Origin of the sequence: Nocardiopsis terrae, assembly GCF_014651695.1 — a bacterium.
Classification (GTDB): domain Bacteria; phylum Actinomycetota; class Actinomycetes; order Streptosporangiales; family Streptosporangiaceae; genus Nocardiopsis; species Nocardiopsis terrae.
Genome location: NZ_BMXJ01000002.1, coordinates 89,169 through 104,598 on the forward strand (window position 1 = coordinate 89,169; position 15,430 = coordinate 104,598).

Annotated in this window: 14 protein-coding genes; 12 read left to right on the forward strand and 2 right to left on the reverse strand. The window is 71.6% G+C overall.

The window, feature by feature from the left end:
- The first annotated feature begins 928 nt into the window (after nucleotides 1-928).
- The 9 genes from lanKC to IE195_RS04515 all read left to right on the forward strand — a co-directional run bounded on the left by lanKC (nucleotide 929) and on the right by IE195_RS04515 (nucleotide 11,089).
- The gene (lanKC, locus tag IE195_RS04475) at nucleotides 929-3,589 is read left to right on the forward strand and encodes a class III lanthionine synthetase LanKC (protein ID WP_191268117.1); all 2,661 of its coding nucleotides are present in this window, start codon (nucleotides 929-931) and stop codon (nucleotides 3,587-3,589) included.
- Between the two features lie 35 nt (nucleotides 3,590-3,624).
- Nucleotides 3,625-3,750: a SapB/AmfS family lanthipeptide gene (locus IE195_RS04480; protein ID WP_191268118.1), complete on the forward strand. Its 126-nt coding sequence runs from the start codon at nucleotides 3,625-3,627 to the stop codon at nucleotides 3,748-3,750.
- A gap of 152 nt (nucleotides 3,751-3,902) precedes the next feature.
- Entirely contained in the window at nucleotides 3,903-5,660 is a 1,758-nt protein-coding gene (locus IE195_RS04485; protein WP_191268119.1) for an ABC transporter ATP-binding protein, read from the forward strand.
- Between the two features lie 86 nt (nucleotides 5,661-5,746).
- On the forward strand, nucleotides 5,747-7,486 hold the full coding sequence (locus tag IE195_RS04490) for an ATP-binding cassette domain-containing protein (protein ID WP_191268939.1): 1,740 nt from the start codon (nucleotides 5,747-5,749) through the stop codon (nucleotides 7,484-7,486).
- Nucleotides 7,487-7,569: 83 nt separating this feature from the next.
- Nucleotides 7,570-8,244 (forward strand): SMI1/KNR4 family protein, encoded by a 675-nt coding sequence (locus tag IE195_RS04495; RefSeq protein ID WP_191268120.1) that lies wholly within the window; start codon nucleotides 7,570-7,572, stop codon nucleotides 8,242-8,244.
- A gap of 206 nt (nucleotides 8,245-8,450) precedes the next feature.
- A complete protein-coding gene (locus IE195_RS04500; RefSeq protein ID WP_229826082.1) occupies nucleotides 8,451-8,777 on the forward strand; it encodes a hypothetical protein in 327 nt (108 codons plus the stop codon).
- 18 nt (nucleotides 8,778-8,795) lie between these two features.
- Nucleotides 8,796-9,116, forward strand: coding sequence for a hypothetical protein (locus tag IE195_RS04505; RefSeq protein WP_191268122.1), 321 nt, complete (start codon nucleotides 8,796-8,798; stop codon nucleotides 9,114-9,116).
- 79 nt (nucleotides 9,117-9,195) lie between these two features.
- Nucleotides 9,196-9,648, forward strand: coding sequence for a hypothetical protein (locus IE195_RS04510; protein ID WP_191268123.1), 453 nt, complete (start codon nucleotides 9,196-9,198; stop codon nucleotides 9,646-9,648).
- Nucleotides 9,649-10,093: 445 nt separating this feature from the next.
- The gene (locus IE195_RS04515) at nucleotides 10,094-11,089 is read left to right on the forward strand and encodes a sodium:calcium antiporter (protein ID WP_229826083.1); all 996 of its coding nucleotides are present in this window, start codon (nucleotides 10,094-10,096) and stop codon (nucleotides 11,087-11,089) included.
- Between the two features lie 26 nt (nucleotides 11,090-11,115).
- Here the strand turns inward: IE195_RS04515 and IE195_RS04520 are convergent, their stop codons facing one another.
- Nucleotides 11,116-11,715, reverse strand: coding sequence for an ABATE domain-containing protein (locus IE195_RS04520; protein ID WP_191268125.1), 600 nt, complete (start codon nucleotides 11,713-11,715; stop codon nucleotides 11,116-11,118).
- A gap of 85 nt (nucleotides 11,716-11,800) precedes the next feature.
- On the opposite strand from IE195_RS04520, the gene IE195_RS04525 reads away from it, so the two are divergent.
- Entirely contained in the window at nucleotides 11,801-12,583 is a 783-nt protein-coding gene (locus IE195_RS04525; protein WP_191268126.1) for an MBL fold metallo-hydrolase, read from the forward strand.
- A gap of 86 nt (nucleotides 12,584-12,669) precedes the next feature.
- Here the strand turns inward: IE195_RS04525 and IE195_RS04530 are convergent, their stop codons facing one another.
- Entirely contained in the window at nucleotides 12,670-13,386 is a 717-nt protein-coding gene (locus IE195_RS04530; protein ID WP_191268127.1) for a TetR/AcrR family transcriptional regulator, read from the reverse strand.
- Between the two features lie 93 nt (nucleotides 13,387-13,479).
- Between IE195_RS04530 and IE195_RS04535 the strand changes: the two genes are divergently transcribed.
- Together IE195_RS04535 and IE195_RS04540 are read left to right on the forward strand one after the other, a co-directional pair.
- Nucleotides 13,480-14,205: an NAD(P)-dependent oxidoreductase gene (locus tag IE195_RS04535; RefSeq protein ID WP_191268128.1), complete on the forward strand. Its 726-nt coding sequence runs from the start codon at nucleotides 13,480-13,482 to the stop codon at nucleotides 14,203-14,205.
- Entirely contained in the window at nucleotides 14,202-15,419 is a 1,218-nt protein-coding gene (locus IE195_RS04540; RefSeq protein ID WP_191268129.1) for a DUF418 domain-containing protein, read from the forward strand. The genes IE195_RS04535 and IE195_RS04540 overlap by 4 nt, the downstream gene beginning before the upstream one ends.
- The last annotated feature ends 11 nt before the right edge of the window (nucleotides 15,420-15,430 follow it).

Here is a 15,430-nt window from a genome sequence, read left to right on the forward strand (position 1 = left end):
GAGGGCACGGGAACAGCCCGTACGTACACGTTCGGTACTCACCCGGGGGTGACCACCCCGGCCCCGCAAACGGCCCCGGGCCAGTGCTTCCTCCCGGGCGTGAACGCCCGGTACAACGCCCGGGGCTCCGCGCAGGGTCAGGCTGAAGTCCTCACGGACAATCCCTCACGGAGGCGAAGAAGTCCCCCTGCGAGGGTCAGCAACGGATGAGAAGTTTGTCAAGCCGCCCCCAGCGGTCTCTCCAGTGAGTTCGGAAAGCACGGACCAGGACTCAGCGCGAACAGTTCACCTCGCACGAACGGCTCGCCTCGCACCGGGCAAGGGGATCCTGCCATCCGTGCCCATAACAGAACCGGCCACCTCTTTGGAAGAGCACTCCTTCCTCTGTTGATCTGTTGTGCGCACATCTACGACCGAATCCCGCCGCGCCGGTGACGCCCAGGAGCGCGATGGTTTTTGAGACACCCAGTTCGTCACCACTGCCCACCCGAGAACCCCATGACCAGGACACCGAACACCCTTGATCCACTCTGACCTCCCCAAACGCAACCGTTACAGACCTCTCAAATCTTCTTAAATCCATAGATTTCCGACAAAACTTCAGTAACCGAAAAACCACGCCAGACAGCGCACACACCTCTCCAACCTGCCGTTATTCGTTTCTTCCGAATATTGAAACTCGCCAACCCGAGATGCGGCGAGGAGGACCGTTCAGGCGCCACCAGGGGACGAACCTCCAACGAATCCGCTGGCAGGAGCGGTAAATCCGCGCAGATAAGACCGAGAAGGACACTCCCACGCCAGCCACATAAGTTAATCGCGAGTAAGCAATGACCTGAAAAATCACATTGAAAGGTATAGACACAGGGATAAACCCCATGCCACTATCTGGAATGCCACTGACCGAGACGACCGTGAGGGAGTTCGTATGATCAAGGGGTACGGTGTGTTCTGCGACGCCGACCACTACTTCTACGACACGCCCCACCGCCTCTGGTCGGGATCCGGCGCCTCCGGGACGGTCGGCGAACGCGACCGGGTTTTCGGAACGGCCGAGCGTCCGGTACCCGAAGGGTGGCAGAGCCACCGCGCCGGCGACTGGCTGGCGCTACGCCCCGTGGAGCACCATCTGCCGGACCAGGGATGGAAGATCCACGTCTCCGCCTGCCTGGACAACGCGGAAGCGATCCTGGCCCGGGTCTGGGACTACTGCGTGCCGCGGGGCGTCTCCTTCAAGTTCGTTCCCACCAGGTACCTGCTGCACAACCGGAACGCCAAGTACGCCGATCGCGGGGGCAGCGGGAAGTTCATCACCGTCTACCCGGCCGACGAGGACGAGTGCGCCTCGGTCGCCGCCGGTCTGGACGCACTCGTGGGCGGCGAACCCGGCCCGTACATCCTCAGTGACGTGCGCTGGAACGCGGGACCGGTCCACCTGCGCTACGGAAGCTTCACCAGACGGCACTGCTACGACGAGCACGGCGAGCCGGTGCCCGCCCTGGAGAACGCCGACGGCGTGCTCGTACCCGACCAGCGCGGTCCGGTCTTCCGAACTCCTGAGTGGGTGACCGTCCCCGACTTCCTCCGTCCGCACCTGGAGGCGCGCAGCGCCGTCGACGTCACCGGACTTCCGTACGACATCGAGCGGGCCCTGCACTTCTCCAACGGCGGCGGTGTCTACGCCGGGCGGGACCGGCGCACCGGTGAGCCCGTAGTGCTCAAGGAGGCCCGTCCGCACGCCGGACTGGCCGCCGACGGCGCCGACGCGGTGCGCCGCCTGGAGCAGGAGCGCACCGCCCTGGAACGCCTCTCGGGGCTGGGCTGCACCCCCGAGGTCAAGGACGCCTTCGACCTCGGCGACCACCGCTTCCTGGTGATGGAGTACATCCAGGGCAAGCCGTTGAACTCCTACTTCGCCCACCGCCACCCTCTGGTCGAGGCCGCCCCCGAACCGGAGAGGCTGAGGGAGTACGGCCGGTGGGCGATGCGCCTGCACGGCCTGGTGGAGGAGGCCATCGAGGCGGTGCACGAGCGCGGCATCGTCTTCAACGACCTGCACCTGTTCAACATCATGGTTTCCGAGGACGAGTCCTCGGTGGTGCTGCTCGACTTCGAGGTCGCCCGAGACGTCGAGGAGGGCGGTCGCCAGACGGTCGCCAACCCGGGGTTCGTCGCCCCGCGGAGTCGCCGGGGCTTCGACGTGGACCTGTACGCGCTGGCCTGCCTGCGCATCGCCCTGTTCCTGCCCCTGACCAGTGTGCTGGCCGTGGACCGGAGCAAGGTCCGGCACCTGGCCGAGGAGGCCGCGCGTGTCTTCCCCGAGGCCCGGGAGTTCCTGGAGCTCGGCGTGGCGGAGATCCTGCGCGACCCGGACGGTGGAACGGTCGCGGGCACATCCCCGGAGGGGGCGGGCCCCGCGTTCACCGGCACGCACGGCCCCTACCCGCCGGCCGAGCCGGGAGACTGGCCGCACAGCCGGGACTCGATGGTCCGCGCCATCCTCGCTTCGGCCACCCCCGACCGGGACGACCGCTACTTTCCCGGCGACATCGCCCAGTTCACGACGGCGGGCGGCGGGCTCTCCTTCGGCTACGGCGCCGCCGGGGTGCTCTACGCCCTTGCCGAGAGCGGTGCCGCACGGAGCCCCGAGGCCGAGGAATGGCTGGTGCGGCACAGCAAGGAGCCCGTGTCAGGGACCCCGCTGGGTTTCTTCGACGGACTCTCGGGCCTGTCCTGGACCCTGCACCGGCTCGGGTACGAGGAGCCTTCCCAGGCACTGGCCGAACTGGTCCTGGCTCAGCCGTGGGAGGGTCTCGGCCCCGGACTGCACGGTGGGACGGCCGGCATCGGCCTGGCCCTGGACTCCCTGGCCGCCGACACCGGAGAGGCGGAGCTGCGCTCGGGCGCGCTTCGCTGCGCGGAGCTGGCCGCGCACGGCTTCCTGAACGCCCCGCCCGAGCGGCGCCGCACCGGGCTGCTGCACGGGGGCGCGGGCGTCGCCCTGCTCTGCCTGCGCCTGTATGAGCGGACCGGCGACACAGCGCTGCTCGACCTGGCGGAGCGGACACTCCGGGCCGACCTCGACCGCTGCGTCACCAGCGCCTTCGGCACGCTTCAGGTGGACGAGGGGTGGCGGACCATGCCCTACCTCGGTGCGGGCAGCGTCGGCGTGGGGATCGTGCTCGACGACTACCTTGAGCACCGTTCCGACGATGTGTTCGAGCGGGTCCGCCCGGAGATCGTCGGGGCCGCGCGATCCGGGTTCTACGCCCAGCCCGGCCTCTTCCGCGGACTGGCCGGCATGGTGCTGTACCTGAGCCGGACGACCGCCCCCGGGCCCGGCACCGGACCCGCGGAAGTGCGCCGCCAGATCGACGCCCTGTCCCGGTACGCCATGCGTTACCAGGGCCACCTGGCCTTTCCCGGAGAGCAGTTGATGCGGCTCTCCATGGACCTTTCCACGGGCACCGCGGGATGTCTCCTCGCGCTCGCCGCAGCGCAGAGCGAACAGCCCGCCCGGCTGCCCTTCCTTCCTCCGCTGCGGCGGACCCAGAACCGGCCACTGCCATGGTCCGGAACAAATGAATAGAAGAGAAGAAATTACCGAACGGAAGGATATCAGTTATGACCCTGCTCGACCTGCAGTCCCTGGAGACCGCCACGAACGAGGCCCACGGCGAGGTCGCGGGCACCAGCACCGCCAGCCTCCTGCTGTGCGGCGACAGCAGCCTGAGCGTCACCACCTGCTAGGGGCGCGCCGCGGATGACGCGGCGTGACCGAGCCGTGGGGCCGGATCGTCGGCCCCACGGCGTCGGGTCCGGTGAACGGGCCCTCCCTCCGGCCCGGCGGCGCCCGCGTGCGCTGCCGGGCTCCGCCACGAGCCATGCAGGAAGGCGACCGGATGGTGTCCACCCGCCCGCCGGACGGTACGACCGACGAAAGCGTCGCACGGTCCGCGGACGCCCTGCTCGTCCGTGTCACCCGGGCGAGCGCCGGACGCACCGCGGGAATCCTGCTGTGCGCCGCCGCCGCGGCGGCCGCCTCGCTCGCCCTGCCCGCCATGCTCGGCCGCACCCTCGACCTGCTCCTGGAAAGCCACCCTGACGCAGGACGCGCACTGGCGGTGACCGTGGCCCTGACCGCTGCCGAGGTCGCACTGGGCGCGGCCGTCGCCCTGCTGTCGGGAACGGTCGGTGCACGTTCCACCGCCTGGCTGCGGCTGCGGACGGTCCGGCGGTTGCTGGCCGCCGCGCCCCGAGACGTGAGCCGGTTCTCCCCCGGCGACGTGGCGACCCGCCTCTCGGTGCACGCAACCGAGGCCGGGGCGGCGCCGGCCGGTGCCGCCCAGATCATCGCGGCGGTCCTCGCTCCCGTCGGGGCCCTGGTCGCACTGTTCGTGATCGACCCGTGGACCGGGCTGGCCTTCGTCCTGGGACTACCTGCCCTGGGCCTGCTGCTGCGGTCCTTCGCCCGCCACTCCTCGGACAGTGTCTCCCGCTACCAGAGGGTGCAGTCCCTGCTCGCGACGCGGCTGACGGACGCCCTGGGCGGCGCACGCTCCATCGCCGCCGCCGGAACGGTGGACGAGGAACGCGCCCGTGTCCTGCTGCCCCTGGGCGAACTCGGCACCGAGGGGCGGCGCATGTGGTCGGTGCACGGCTCCGCGATGGCGCGCAGCGGAGTACTGATGCCCCTGCTCATCACCGCCGTGCTCGCGGTCGGCGGGTTCGGCCTGGCGGACGGGAGGATCAGTGTCGGCGACCTGCTGGCGGTGTCCCGGTACGCCGCGCTGGCCGCGGGGCTGGGATCGGTGGCCGGTCCGCTCGGAGCACTGGTCCGCGGCCGAACGGCGGCCCGACGCGTGAACGCGCTCCTCACGGTCCCTCCGCTGACCCACGGGCGGGCGGAACTGCCTCCCGACGGCCCCGGAGCACTGGAACTGCGCGGTGTCGGGGTGGCGATCGACGGGGCGTGGGTGCTGCGCGGCGTCGACCTGTGCGTGCCAGGCGGCCAAACGGTGGCCGTCGTGGGACGTTCCGGCTCCGGCAAGTCGACTCTGGGGGCCGTCGCCGGACGGCTCACCGACCCCGACGAGGGCGAGGTCCGCCTGGACGGCGTGCCCCTCGGCACCGTGGCGGCCGACGTGCTGCGCCGGGAGGTCGGGTACGCGTTCGAGCGGCCGCATCTCCAGGGCGCCACCGTCGGGGACGCGATCGCGTCGGGGGCCGAGACCGCTCCGGCCGAAAGCGTACGGGCGGCAGCACGGGCGGCCGGAGCCGACGACTTCGTCCGGGCGCTTCCCCTGGGGTACGCCACACCGCTGGAGGAGGCGCCGTTCTCCGGTGGGGAGCTGCAACGGCTGGGTCTGGCTCGGGCGTTCGCCCACGCTGGACGCCTGATGATCCTGGACGACGCCACCTCCAGCCTCGACACGGCCACCGAACGGAGGGTGGACCGGGCTCTGGCGCACGAGGTCCGTGCCGGCACCCGCGTCGTCATCGCGCACCGGCTCTCCACCGCGGCGCGCGCGGACCTGGTGGTGTGGCTGGAAGGCGGCCGTGTCCGGGCCGTCCGCACACACGCCGAGCTGTGGCGGGACCCCGGCTACCGTGCGGTCTTCGGCCACGGCGACACCTCCGGCGCCCGGGGGGACCGGTGAGGTCCGGGACGGTGGTGGAGGAGGCCGCGTCGACTGCCCGGCGCCCGACTCGGCCCGGCCGCCGCCGTGGCACGCTGCGCGGGCTGATGCCGCACGCCCGGCCTTTCCTGTGGCGTCACAGGCGGGTGCTGCTGCGCCTGGGCGCCTGGTCGCTGATGGAGTCCGCGCAGACCTTCCTCGTCGGGATCTGTCTGGCGCGCGCCCTGGACCAGGGGTTCCTGGTGGGACAGCCCACCGTAGGCCTGGCGTGGCTGGCCGTGGCCGCGGTCTCGATCCTCCTGGCCGGGCCCGTACTGCGCGGTGTGTTCGGTCAGCTCTCGGGACTGGTGGAACCGTTGCGGGACGGGCTGGTGCGGCGCGCGGTCAGGGAGGCCCTGCGCCGGGCCGTGGCCGATCCGGCGCGGGCGGCGGGGGCTGAGCGAGCTGCGGTCTCGCGGCTCACCCAGCAGACGGAGATCGCACGGGACAGCTTCGCCGGACTGGTCCTGACGGTGCGTTCCTTCCTGTTCACCGCCGTGGGAGCGCTCGTGGGGATGCTCACCCTCGCCCCCGAGCTGCTGCTGGTCGTGGTGCCGCCCATGCTGCTCGGGCTGCTGCTCTTCCTCCTGACGCTCGCTCCCATGGCCGCGGCACAAGGCCGGTTCCTCGACGCCGACGAGGTTTTCACCAACCGTGCGGGAGGTCTGCGGGGCCAGCTGCGTGACCTGGTGGCCTGCGGAGCCACGGGCACGGCGGCCGACAGGACCGGGGGCCTGATCGACGAGGCCGCCGCGTCGACGCGTTCCCTGGCCCGGTGGACGGCTGTGCGAACGCTCGCACTCGGCACGGCCGGGCAGCTCCCCGTCCTCCTGCTGCTCGCCGCCACACCGTGGCTTCGCGACCAGGGTGTCACCACGGGGGCGCTCATGGGCGCCCTGGCCTACCTCGTGCAGTCCCTGCTGCCGGCGCTACAGGCGATGATGACCGCCGTGGGCGCTGCGGGCAGCCGCCTCGTGGTGGTCCTCGACCGATTCGTGTCCGCAGAGGCGGACGGCACCGACACGGGAGAGCCCCGGGAAACGGAGAGCGGTGACCAGGGGGCGTTCGCCTCCCCGGTTCCGGGAACGGCGCCAGCGGTGTGGTGTCGGGGGTTGCGGGTGTCCTACGGCGCGGGCACACGGCCCCTGGTGGAGGACTTCGGACTCTCGGTCGAGGCCGGGGAGCGCATCGCGATCGTCGGCCCGAGCGGAATCGGCAAGTCCACGCTGGCGCATGTGCTGTCCGGGCTGCACACCCCGGACGAGGGCTCCGTACGGTTGGCGGGCGAGCCGATCGCCGGGCGCTCCCCTCGGGAGCTGGCCCGGATGCGGGTTCTCCTCCCCCAGGAGGGCTACGTCTTCGCCGGGTCGGTCCGGGAGAACCTCGCCCAGTTGGAGCCCGGTGCCGGGGACGACCGCCTCTCCCGGGCGGTGTCGGCGTTGCGCCTCGGGCCGCTGGTGGACCGCCTCGGCGGGCTGGGGGCCGACGTGGACCCCGGGGCGCTCTCCGCCGGGGAGCGGCAGGCGCTCTGCCTGGGCCGGGCCTATGTGTCCCCGGCGCCGCTGCTCATCCTGGACGAGTCGACCTGCCACCTGGACCCGGCCGCCGAGGCGCACGCGGAGAACGTGCTGGCGAACCGTCCGGGCACGACGCTGTTCGTCATCGCTCACCGGCTGTCCTCGGCTCTGCGGGCCGACCGGATCCTCGTCCTGGACGGCACGGGTACGGCGTTCGGCACGCACGAGTCCCTGCTGCGCGACTCCCCGCTCTACCGGGACCTGACGGGGCACTGGAACGCGTCCGGCTGAGTGTGCCGGGGCCGGCACCGCGTTCGGAACCGTGCGGAGCCCGGACTTCGACCGGGGCCGTCCCCTGGCCTACGCTTCGGCTCGTGAAAGCAACTATCTGGAGCGGTGTCCGTGAACGGGTCGAGGCCCTGGCCCACAGGGACCGGACGTGGGATGTCCTCGGGGCCTGGGACCGGTACGGGGGGACGGGCCACCACTTCCGGCTCGCCGCTCCGCTGTCGGAACCGGAGGTCACCGAGGCGGAGACGCAGTGGGGCGTCTCGCTGCCCGAGGACTACCGCGGCTTCCTCCTCGATGTCGGCGCCGGCGGCGCCGGGCCGGGATACGGGCTCAGCACCCTGCACCGAACAGGCACGGGGTGGGAGTGGACCGACGTGGGCGGCGAGACGCGGCACGAAGCCCTGACGGTCGCCTTTCCCACCTCCGAGGAACGAGCGCGGCGCCTGGCCGAGCACGAGGACCGGGAGCCGAGGCGGTCCGGCTTCGCGACCCGGGAGGCGTTCGAGGCCGCGTACCGCGTGTGGCGGGACGCCGACGACGAACTCTTCGAGACCTCTTCCGACGGAGCGGTGTGCCTGAGCCACGAGGGCTGCGGCCACTTCCTCTGGCTCGTCGTGACGGGCCCCGAACGCGGCAGTATGTGGGTCGACGGCTTCTCGGCCGAGGGCGGCTTCCGCCCCCTCGGCACGCCGCACGAGAGAGTCGGATTCGCGGACTGGTACCTCGAATGGGTCATCAGGTGCGAGACCGCCGCCTGAGGGTGCCCGGCCGTGCGGGTGACAGTCCTGAAGCCGGGTTCTCCGAAGTCACCGCTGTTCGACGAAGGAACGGTAGCTGTCGAGCACCTCGGGTGCGAAGAGCGCACGGGGCCAGAGGACGGCGGTCAGCGGTCGCGTCAGCGCGGAAGTTGCGGAGCGCGTGGGCCAAGGACGTGAGCCGGGAACGCTTCGAGGAGTTCCACGCCATGCTTCCCCCGGCATACGAGCACCTGGTCCACGCGGCCAACGCGGCCCCGGACCGGCCGGACGCGTTGAACCACCTGCAGTGGTTCGGCCTGGGAGCGGGGATGTCCCGGGAGGACCTCGACTTCCTGTGGGACCGGATCATCGAGCGCGATCCGTGGCACCCCATGAGCCACCAGTCCCGCCTCCAGGTCCTGTGCCAGAAATGGGAGGGATCCCACGAGGAGATGTTCGCCTTCGCCCGGCAGGCAGCCGCACTCGCCCGCAAGGGCGACCCATTGCTGGAACTGGTACCGCGGGCGCACGTGGAACGGTTCATAATGCTGTAGCGGGAACGGGAGGACGACGTGGTGACCGTCGGCGACTTCAACTCCCTGCGCCGGGAGTACCTCACCGACCCCGGGGTACGGTCGGAGATCGCCGACGCCGCGGACCTGTGGCTGTCCGGGGACAACGACCACCCCACCAGACAGGAGACCGCGCACGAGTTCGGCTCAGCGCTCTACTTCGCGGACGAGAAGGAGCTCGCGGCCCGTGCCCTGCGACTGGCCGGAACGACCGTCCCGGAGTCCTCGGCATGGGTCCAGTGGGAGTTGAGCTCGGAATACGAGTACGTCCGCGCCTGCCAGAAGTTGGAGATCCCGCTGTCCGCCCGGACCGAGGCGTAGTCGGCTTCCGGTAATCGCATCCGGCACGCTCCGCCTTCCCCCGGCACACCCTTCTCCCGACCCCATGGAGGGCACCACCGTGCGAAGATTCGCGCCGAGGATCGCGCTCACGCTCGTGATCCTCTTCGTCGTCCTCGTCCTGGCCGCCAGACACCTGCTCGTACCGGCGAACCGGTCCTTCGAGTACGGCGACGGGATCAGGCTCCAACTCCTGAGCATCTCCCACGAGGACGTCGACGGACAGGAGAGGGTCACGTGGGGGGTGGAGGTCATCAACGGGACAGACGGGCCGCTGGACCTGAGCCTGTCCTCGACCTGCCGTCACGCCGTACCGCCCCTCGAGTCCGGCCCCTCCGACCTGGCCGAGCGGAACGGGGAGGAGGTCTCACTGTCGGCGGGGCTGGCCACGGACGTCGCGGACTCCTGTCCGTCACCGAGGTCGGGCTCGTGGTGGGTCTACACCCTCACCCTGGAGGACGAAACAGGCGGTGTCGGCTCCCGCACCGTCACCTTCACGGGCCGGGCCCACTGACCCCGGCCGTACCGGCTGACCGTTGACGGGCACGGCCCAAGTGTCACCGCTCGGCCGAATCCGTGGCGTCGTCCGCGAGCGCGCGTATCTGCGCGTCGACGGTGCACCCCAGGACACGCACACCCTGTTCGAGCGGATGGTGCGCCGGGTACTCACCGGCCTCGTCGAGACGCCCCTGCCTGCTCAGCCCCGGCGCGGCCCGGCTGCAGCGGTTCCGGGCCGCGCGCGGTGGGGTGGACCGTCTTCCCCGCCTCCCTCCAGGAAGGCCCCGGGCCCGTGGGCTCCACTCCCCCGAACCGGGCGTGCGACCCTCCCGGGGTGCCCACTTCCCCTGGTGCGTCGAAGAACCGGGCGGGCGCGGTGTGCATAGGGTGGCCGGAGGCAGGGCCCTGCGAGGGCGTGGTCCGGACCGGCGAAGCCAGGAGGGCGACCGTTGTTGTGGGACGTGGCAGCGATCTCGGCCGCGGCGCTGATCCTCGTCATCGGCGGCGGCCCGTTCACCCGGCTGGTCGACCGGCTCGCCGACCGCACCGGCATGGGCGAGACCCTGGCGGGCATCGTCCTGGTCGGCGCGGTGACCTCACTGCCAGGACTGATCACCAGCCTCGTCGGGGCGGCCCACGGTGACGCCTCCTTCGCCATGAACAACGCCCTGGGCGGAATCGCCGCACAGACGGTGTTCATCGCGTTGGCGGACATGTTCTACCGGCGCGCGAACCTGGAGCACGCCGCCGCCTCCCTGCCCAACCTGCTCGCCCCGATCGGGCTCTCCATCATGTTCGGCGTGGTGCTGGTGGCCGGGATGGGGCCGCAGTTCAGCCTCCTGGGCATCCACCCCGCCTCGCTGGTCCTCGTGGCCTGTTACCTGTACTGGCTGTGGCTCTCCCAGAAGGTCCGCTCCAAACCCATGTGGCAGGTGGAGCACACCCGTTACACCCAGGCCGACGAACCGGACCCGGCCTCCCTCGACAGCGACGAGTCGCTCGGGGGGATGTGGGTGAAGTTCGCGGCGCTCGCCTGCCTGGTGGCCGTCACCGGCTACGTCGTGGGTGAGGCCGGACTGTCGTTGGCCGAGCGGACGGGGATGTCGAGCGGCCTGGTCGGCGCGCTGATCACCAGCGTGGTCACCTCCCTGCCCGAGCTGGTGACGGTGCTGTACGCCATCCGCATCCGCGCGCTGCACCTGGCGCTCGGGGACATCATCGGCGGCAACGGCTTCGACATGCTCTTCCTGTCCGCCTCCGACGTCGCCTACCGGGAGGGATCCCTCTACAGCGCGATGGACGCCCGGGTGGTGCTGCTCATCGGCCTGGGCATCGTTCTCAACCTGCTGGTCGCGGCGGGGCTGATACGCCGGCAGGAGTCCGGCATCGGCTTCGAGGGCATCGCCCTGCTCGGCTTCTACGCGGCCGGGGTGGCCATGCTGGTCTCCCTCGGGTGAACGCGCGGGCAGTGCCACGGGGCCGGTCAGGCCTCGTCGGTACGGGCGCGACGGGCGTAGGCGCGCGCGGCACGGGCCCGGTCTCCGCAGCGGGTGGAACACCAGTGACGGCGGCCGTGGCGCAGCAGGTAGCGGTTGCAGGGGGCGGAGCCGCAGGCGGTCAGGCGCACGGCGTCGGAACCGGCCAACAGGTCGGCGGCGTCGGCGGCGAGGCTTGCCAGGGCGTGGTCGACGATCTCACCGGTGGGGTGCGGCGTCGCCCGGTAGGGGCCGTTCCGCTCGTCCCACTGCAGCAGGGGGGCGGTGGGCACCTTGGTGAGCGCGTCGTTGACGGCCGTCAGGGCGGTGGGGCGGGCGGGGAGTCCGGCGACGTGTGAGGCGAACAGGGATCTGAGGTGTTCGCGCAGCACGTGCAGTTGTGCGGCGCACATCTCCTGCATTCCGGCGTCCACCGGGGCCAGACCGCGCTCGGTCATCCACCGGTTGGTCTCGGCGGGGGTCGCGAGGAGGTCCACGAGACGTCCGCCGGGCAGTGCGACGACGCTGTTGGCGAGGGCGAGGGAGTGGTACTGCTCCGCGCCCGGCGCAGGCGGCAGGTCTAGTTCTTCGGTCACGGTCTCGTCCATGCATCTCATGGTACAACTTGCGCCATCCGTGAGAGGCGGCTACCGTTCATCACGGTTGATTTACTTCCATCCGTGAGGTGTATGCATGTCCGTCGCAACCGAGCAGTTCCCCGTCCGCGTCTTCGGCGGCCCCACCGCCCTCTTCGAGTACGGCGGGCTGCGTTTCCTGACCGACCCGACCTTCGACGGCCCGGGAGACTACGAGACGCCCGGCGGCCCGACACTGACCAAGACCGCGCCCTCCGCCGGCGCCCCCGCCGACCTCGGCCGCGTCGACGCGGTCCTGCTCTCCCACGACGAGCACGCCGACAACCTCGACAACGCAGGACGCGCCCTGCTCGCCGAGGTCCCCCTCACCCTGACGACCACCGGCGGCGGGCGGCGCCTCGGCGACGGCGCCAGAGGACTGGCCGACTGGGAGGCCGCCGAGTTGGAGCGGCCCGACGGTGGCACGGTCACCGTCACCGCGGTCCCGGCCCTGCACGGGCCCGGCGCGCGTGAGGACGTCGAACCGTTCACCGGCCAGGTCGTGGGCTTCGTCCTGACCGGCGAGGGCCTTCCCACGGTCTACGTCAGCGGCGACAACGCCTCGCTCGAACTGGTCGAACAGATCGCCGAGCGCTTCGCCCCGGTGGACACGGCCCTGTTGTTCGCGGGAGCCCCGCGGTTCTCCGTCCTCTTCGGAGGTCGGCCCCTCGTCCTCGACAGCGCCCAGGCCGCCGAGGCCGCCCGGATTCTGGGAGCCCGCCGCGTGGTCCCCGTCCACCACGACAGCTGGACCCACTTCACCGAGGGCGCCGGGGAACTGACCGCCGCCTTCACCGCAGCTGGCCTGGCCGACCTTCTGGACTGGGGACAGCACGGCTGACCAGCGGTGATCCCCCCGCCCTCCCGGCACCGCGCCCCGGAGGGCGGGCGGGGCACCCGGGGGGGCGCCCAGCCCGCGTCCGGCGACTATGACGGCCGGCTGCCCTGCGCTCCGGGCCGGGAGTGCGCCCGTCCCCCGTCGGGGTGCAGCGCGTCGAGGATCAGAGCGAGCCCGAACCCGAACTCCCCGTCGTAGTCGTAGCCCTGGCCGAAGGCGTGCTCGCTGATGACCGCCGCCAGGTGCGGATAGGTGTCGGCGGGCAGGCCGCCCAGGATGCCGTCCGCGAGCTCGTTCGGCCCCTCCTGCTCGGTGAAGGGCAGGCTCAGCTCCTGCAGGACGAACCCGTAGAGGTAGCTGTCGATCACCGAGACGGCCCGGGCCGCCGCGGTGGCGGAGAATCCCCCGGACCTCAGGGCTCCCAGGACGGCGTCGTGGTGGCGCAGGGTCGCCGGGCCGGGTTGCTTCCGGGAGTCCATCAGGCCGACCGCCCAGGGGTGGCGGCGAAGGGCCGTGCGCGCCGAGGCGGCGCGGTCGCGCATGTCCTGCCTCCAGTCCGCCCCCGGCACCGGCAGGTCGATCTCGGCGAACACCGCGTCGACCATCCCGTCCAGGAGGTCCCCCCGGTCGGCCACGTGGTTGTAGAGCGACATCGCCTCGACGCCCAACCGGGCGGCGACCGCCCGCATCGTGACCCCCGGTCCCCCTTTCTCGTCCGCCAGTTCCATCGCGGCGCGAATCACGCGTGCCCTGCTCAGGGGCTCCCGCCCCGCCCGCGTGCGCCGTCCGGTGCCGCGCCCGCCCATGATGCGTCCTCCTCTGGCACTTGCCTTACTTACAAGGTAAGTCTATCGTTACTTACACCGTAAGTTCAGCAGGGTGAGAGGGAGGGCCGGAACATGGGTACGACACCGGTGCGAAGGATCTGCGTCATCGGGGCCTCGGGCAAACTCGGGCGGTACATGGTGCGCCACGCGCTCGACCGGGGTCTGGAGGTCGTCGGCGTCTGCCGCGAACGCAGCGTCCCCAAACTCTCCGAGTTCGCCGACCGGATCACCGTCGTCCCCGGCGCCACCAACGATCCGGAGGTGATCCGGCGGGCCGTGGCCGGATGCGACGGGGTGCTGACCGTGCTCGTGCCCTGGGGGGTGCAGCAGTACTCGTCCGGTACCGCCCAGGCGGTACTCGACCACGCCGAACCCGACGCGCGCCTGGTCTTCTCCTGCGGCTGGCACATCAGCCGGGACGGCGGGGACCGGTACTCCTGGAAGCTCAGGCTGGCGATGCGGATCATCACCCCGCTGGCCCGTCTGGTGCGCGCCGTCGACGTGAACGACCAGGTGGAGGCGTGCCGACGGATCTTCGCCAGCGACCGGCGGTGGACCGTCGTCCGGGGCAGCGACCTCGAGGAGGGCGACAGCCAGGGGCTGCCCGTGTGGAGCCGCCACGTCGGGGACCCGGTCCTGGCCAGCAACCTGACCCGGCGGGTGGACTTCGCGCTGTTCATGGTCGAGGCGCTCACCGACGACACACTCGTGCACGAGGCGCCGGCGATCGTCGGCCGCCGCTCCCCCAGTGCCCTGGCCCACGCCGCCGAAGCGGAGCGGGGAGCGACCGGACCATGACCGGCCACGACCACTCCCCCCGCCCGGGGGAACGCGCCCTCGCGCCCGACCTCGCCCGCGGGATCATGCTCCTGTTCATCGCGCTGGCCAACGTGTCCTGGTACCTCTACGGCGCACCCACCTCAGCGGCCTCCGCCCACCGTGCCGACGCCACGGGGCCCGACGCCCTCTGGCAGAGCGTCTCGATCGTCGCCGTGGACGGGCGGAGCTACCCCCTGTTCGCCTTCCTCTTCGGCTACGGCATCTGGCAGGCCTACACCAGACGGCGCACGGCCGGCCAGGACGAGGCGGACGCACGCCGGTCCCTCCAGTCGCGGCACCTGTGGCTGCTCGCCTTCGGCGCGGTGCACGCCGCGCTGCTGTGGCAGGGGGACGTACTCGGCGCCTACGGGCTGATCGGCCTCATCGTGACCGGGCTGTTCCTGCGCCGGTCGAACCGGACCCTGGCCGTGTGGGCCCTGGTGCTCGGCGGTCTGCTCGGGCTCCTCTCCGTGCTCACACTGGTCGCCGGGGCGGCCGCCCCGGCGACCGGGGCCGCGGTGTCCGAGGGGGCGGTACCGCAGTTCGCCGCCGTCACCCCGTACGCCGACTCGATCCTGGTCCGGCTCCGTATGTGGCCGCTCCTGACGGTCGGCCAGGGCGTGCTCGGACTCGTCGTGCCGGTGGCCGTCCTCACCGCGATCCTCTGCGCCCGGCACCGGATCCTGGAGTCCCCCGAGCGGCACCGGCCGTTGCTGTCGGCCGTGGCGGTCGCCGGCGTCACCGCGGGGTGGCTCGGCGCGGTCCCCTCCGTGCTCGTGCAGCAGGGATCGTGGGACGTCCCGGTGTGGACGCCGCTCATGTTCAACGGCCTCACCGGGCTGTTCGCGGCGTTCGGCTACGTGGCGCTGATCGCCCTCCTCGCGGCGCGCCTGTCGGCGGCGCGGGCCCACCGGGGCCCCGTGCGGGCCCTCAGCGCCCTGGGCAGGCGGTCCCTGTCCGGCTACCTGCTGCAGTCGGTGCTCTTCGCGCCGCTGCTGTGCGCGTGGGGACTCGGACTCGGCGGTGTCCTGGCGCAGTGGCAGGCCGTACTCGTGGCGGTGGCCGTATGGCTGTTCACCCTGGTCCTCGCGGCAGTCCTGGACCACGCGGGCAGGCCCGGCCCAGCGGAACGGCTGCTGCGCGCCCTCGTCCACCGCGACAGGCGCCCCCGCGGGGCTCCCGTCGCCTCCTGAGAACGGGCGGG

Bases quoted from the DNA above. Each gene is read 5' to 3' on its own strand.
- lanKC (WP_191268117.1), top strand. From the start codon at position 929: ATGATCAAGGGGTACGGTGTGTTCTGCGACGCCGACCACTACTTCTAC.
- IE195_RS04480 (WP_191268118.1), top strand. From the start codon at position 3,625: ATGACCCTGCTCGACCTGCAGTCCCTGGAGACCGCCACGAACGAGGCC.
- IE195_RS04485 (WP_191268119.1), top strand. From the start codon at position 3,903: ATGGTGTCCACCCGCCCGCCGGACGGTACGACCGACGAAAGCGTCGCA.
- IE195_RS04490 (WP_191268939.1), top strand. From the start codon at position 5,747: ATGCCGCACGCCCGGCCTTTCCTGTGGCGTCACAGGCGGGTGCTGCTG.
- IE195_RS04500 (WP_229826082.1), top strand. From the start codon at position 8,451: ATGCTTCCCCCGGCATACGAGCACCTGGTCCACGCGGCCAACGCGGCC.
- IE195_RS04520 (WP_191268125.1), bottom strand. From the start codon at position 11,715: ATGGACGAGACCGTGACCGAAGAACTAGACCTGCCGCCTGCGCCGGGC.
- IE195_RS04525 (WP_191268126.1), top strand. From the start codon at position 11,801: ATGTCCGTCGCAACCGAGCAGTTCCCCGTCCGCGTCTTCGGCGGCCCC.
- IE195_RS04530 (WP_191268127.1), bottom strand. From the start codon at position 13,386: ATGGGCGGGCGCGGCACCGGACGGCGCACGCGGGCGGGGCGGGAGCCC.
- IE195_RS04535 (WP_191268128.1), top strand. From the start codon at position 13,480: ATGGGTACGACACCGGTGCGAAGGATCTGCGTCATCGGGGCCTCGGGC.
- IE195_RS04540 (WP_191268129.1), top strand. From the start codon at position 14,202: ATGACCGGCCACGACCACTCCCCCCGCCCGGGGGAACGCGCCCTCGCG.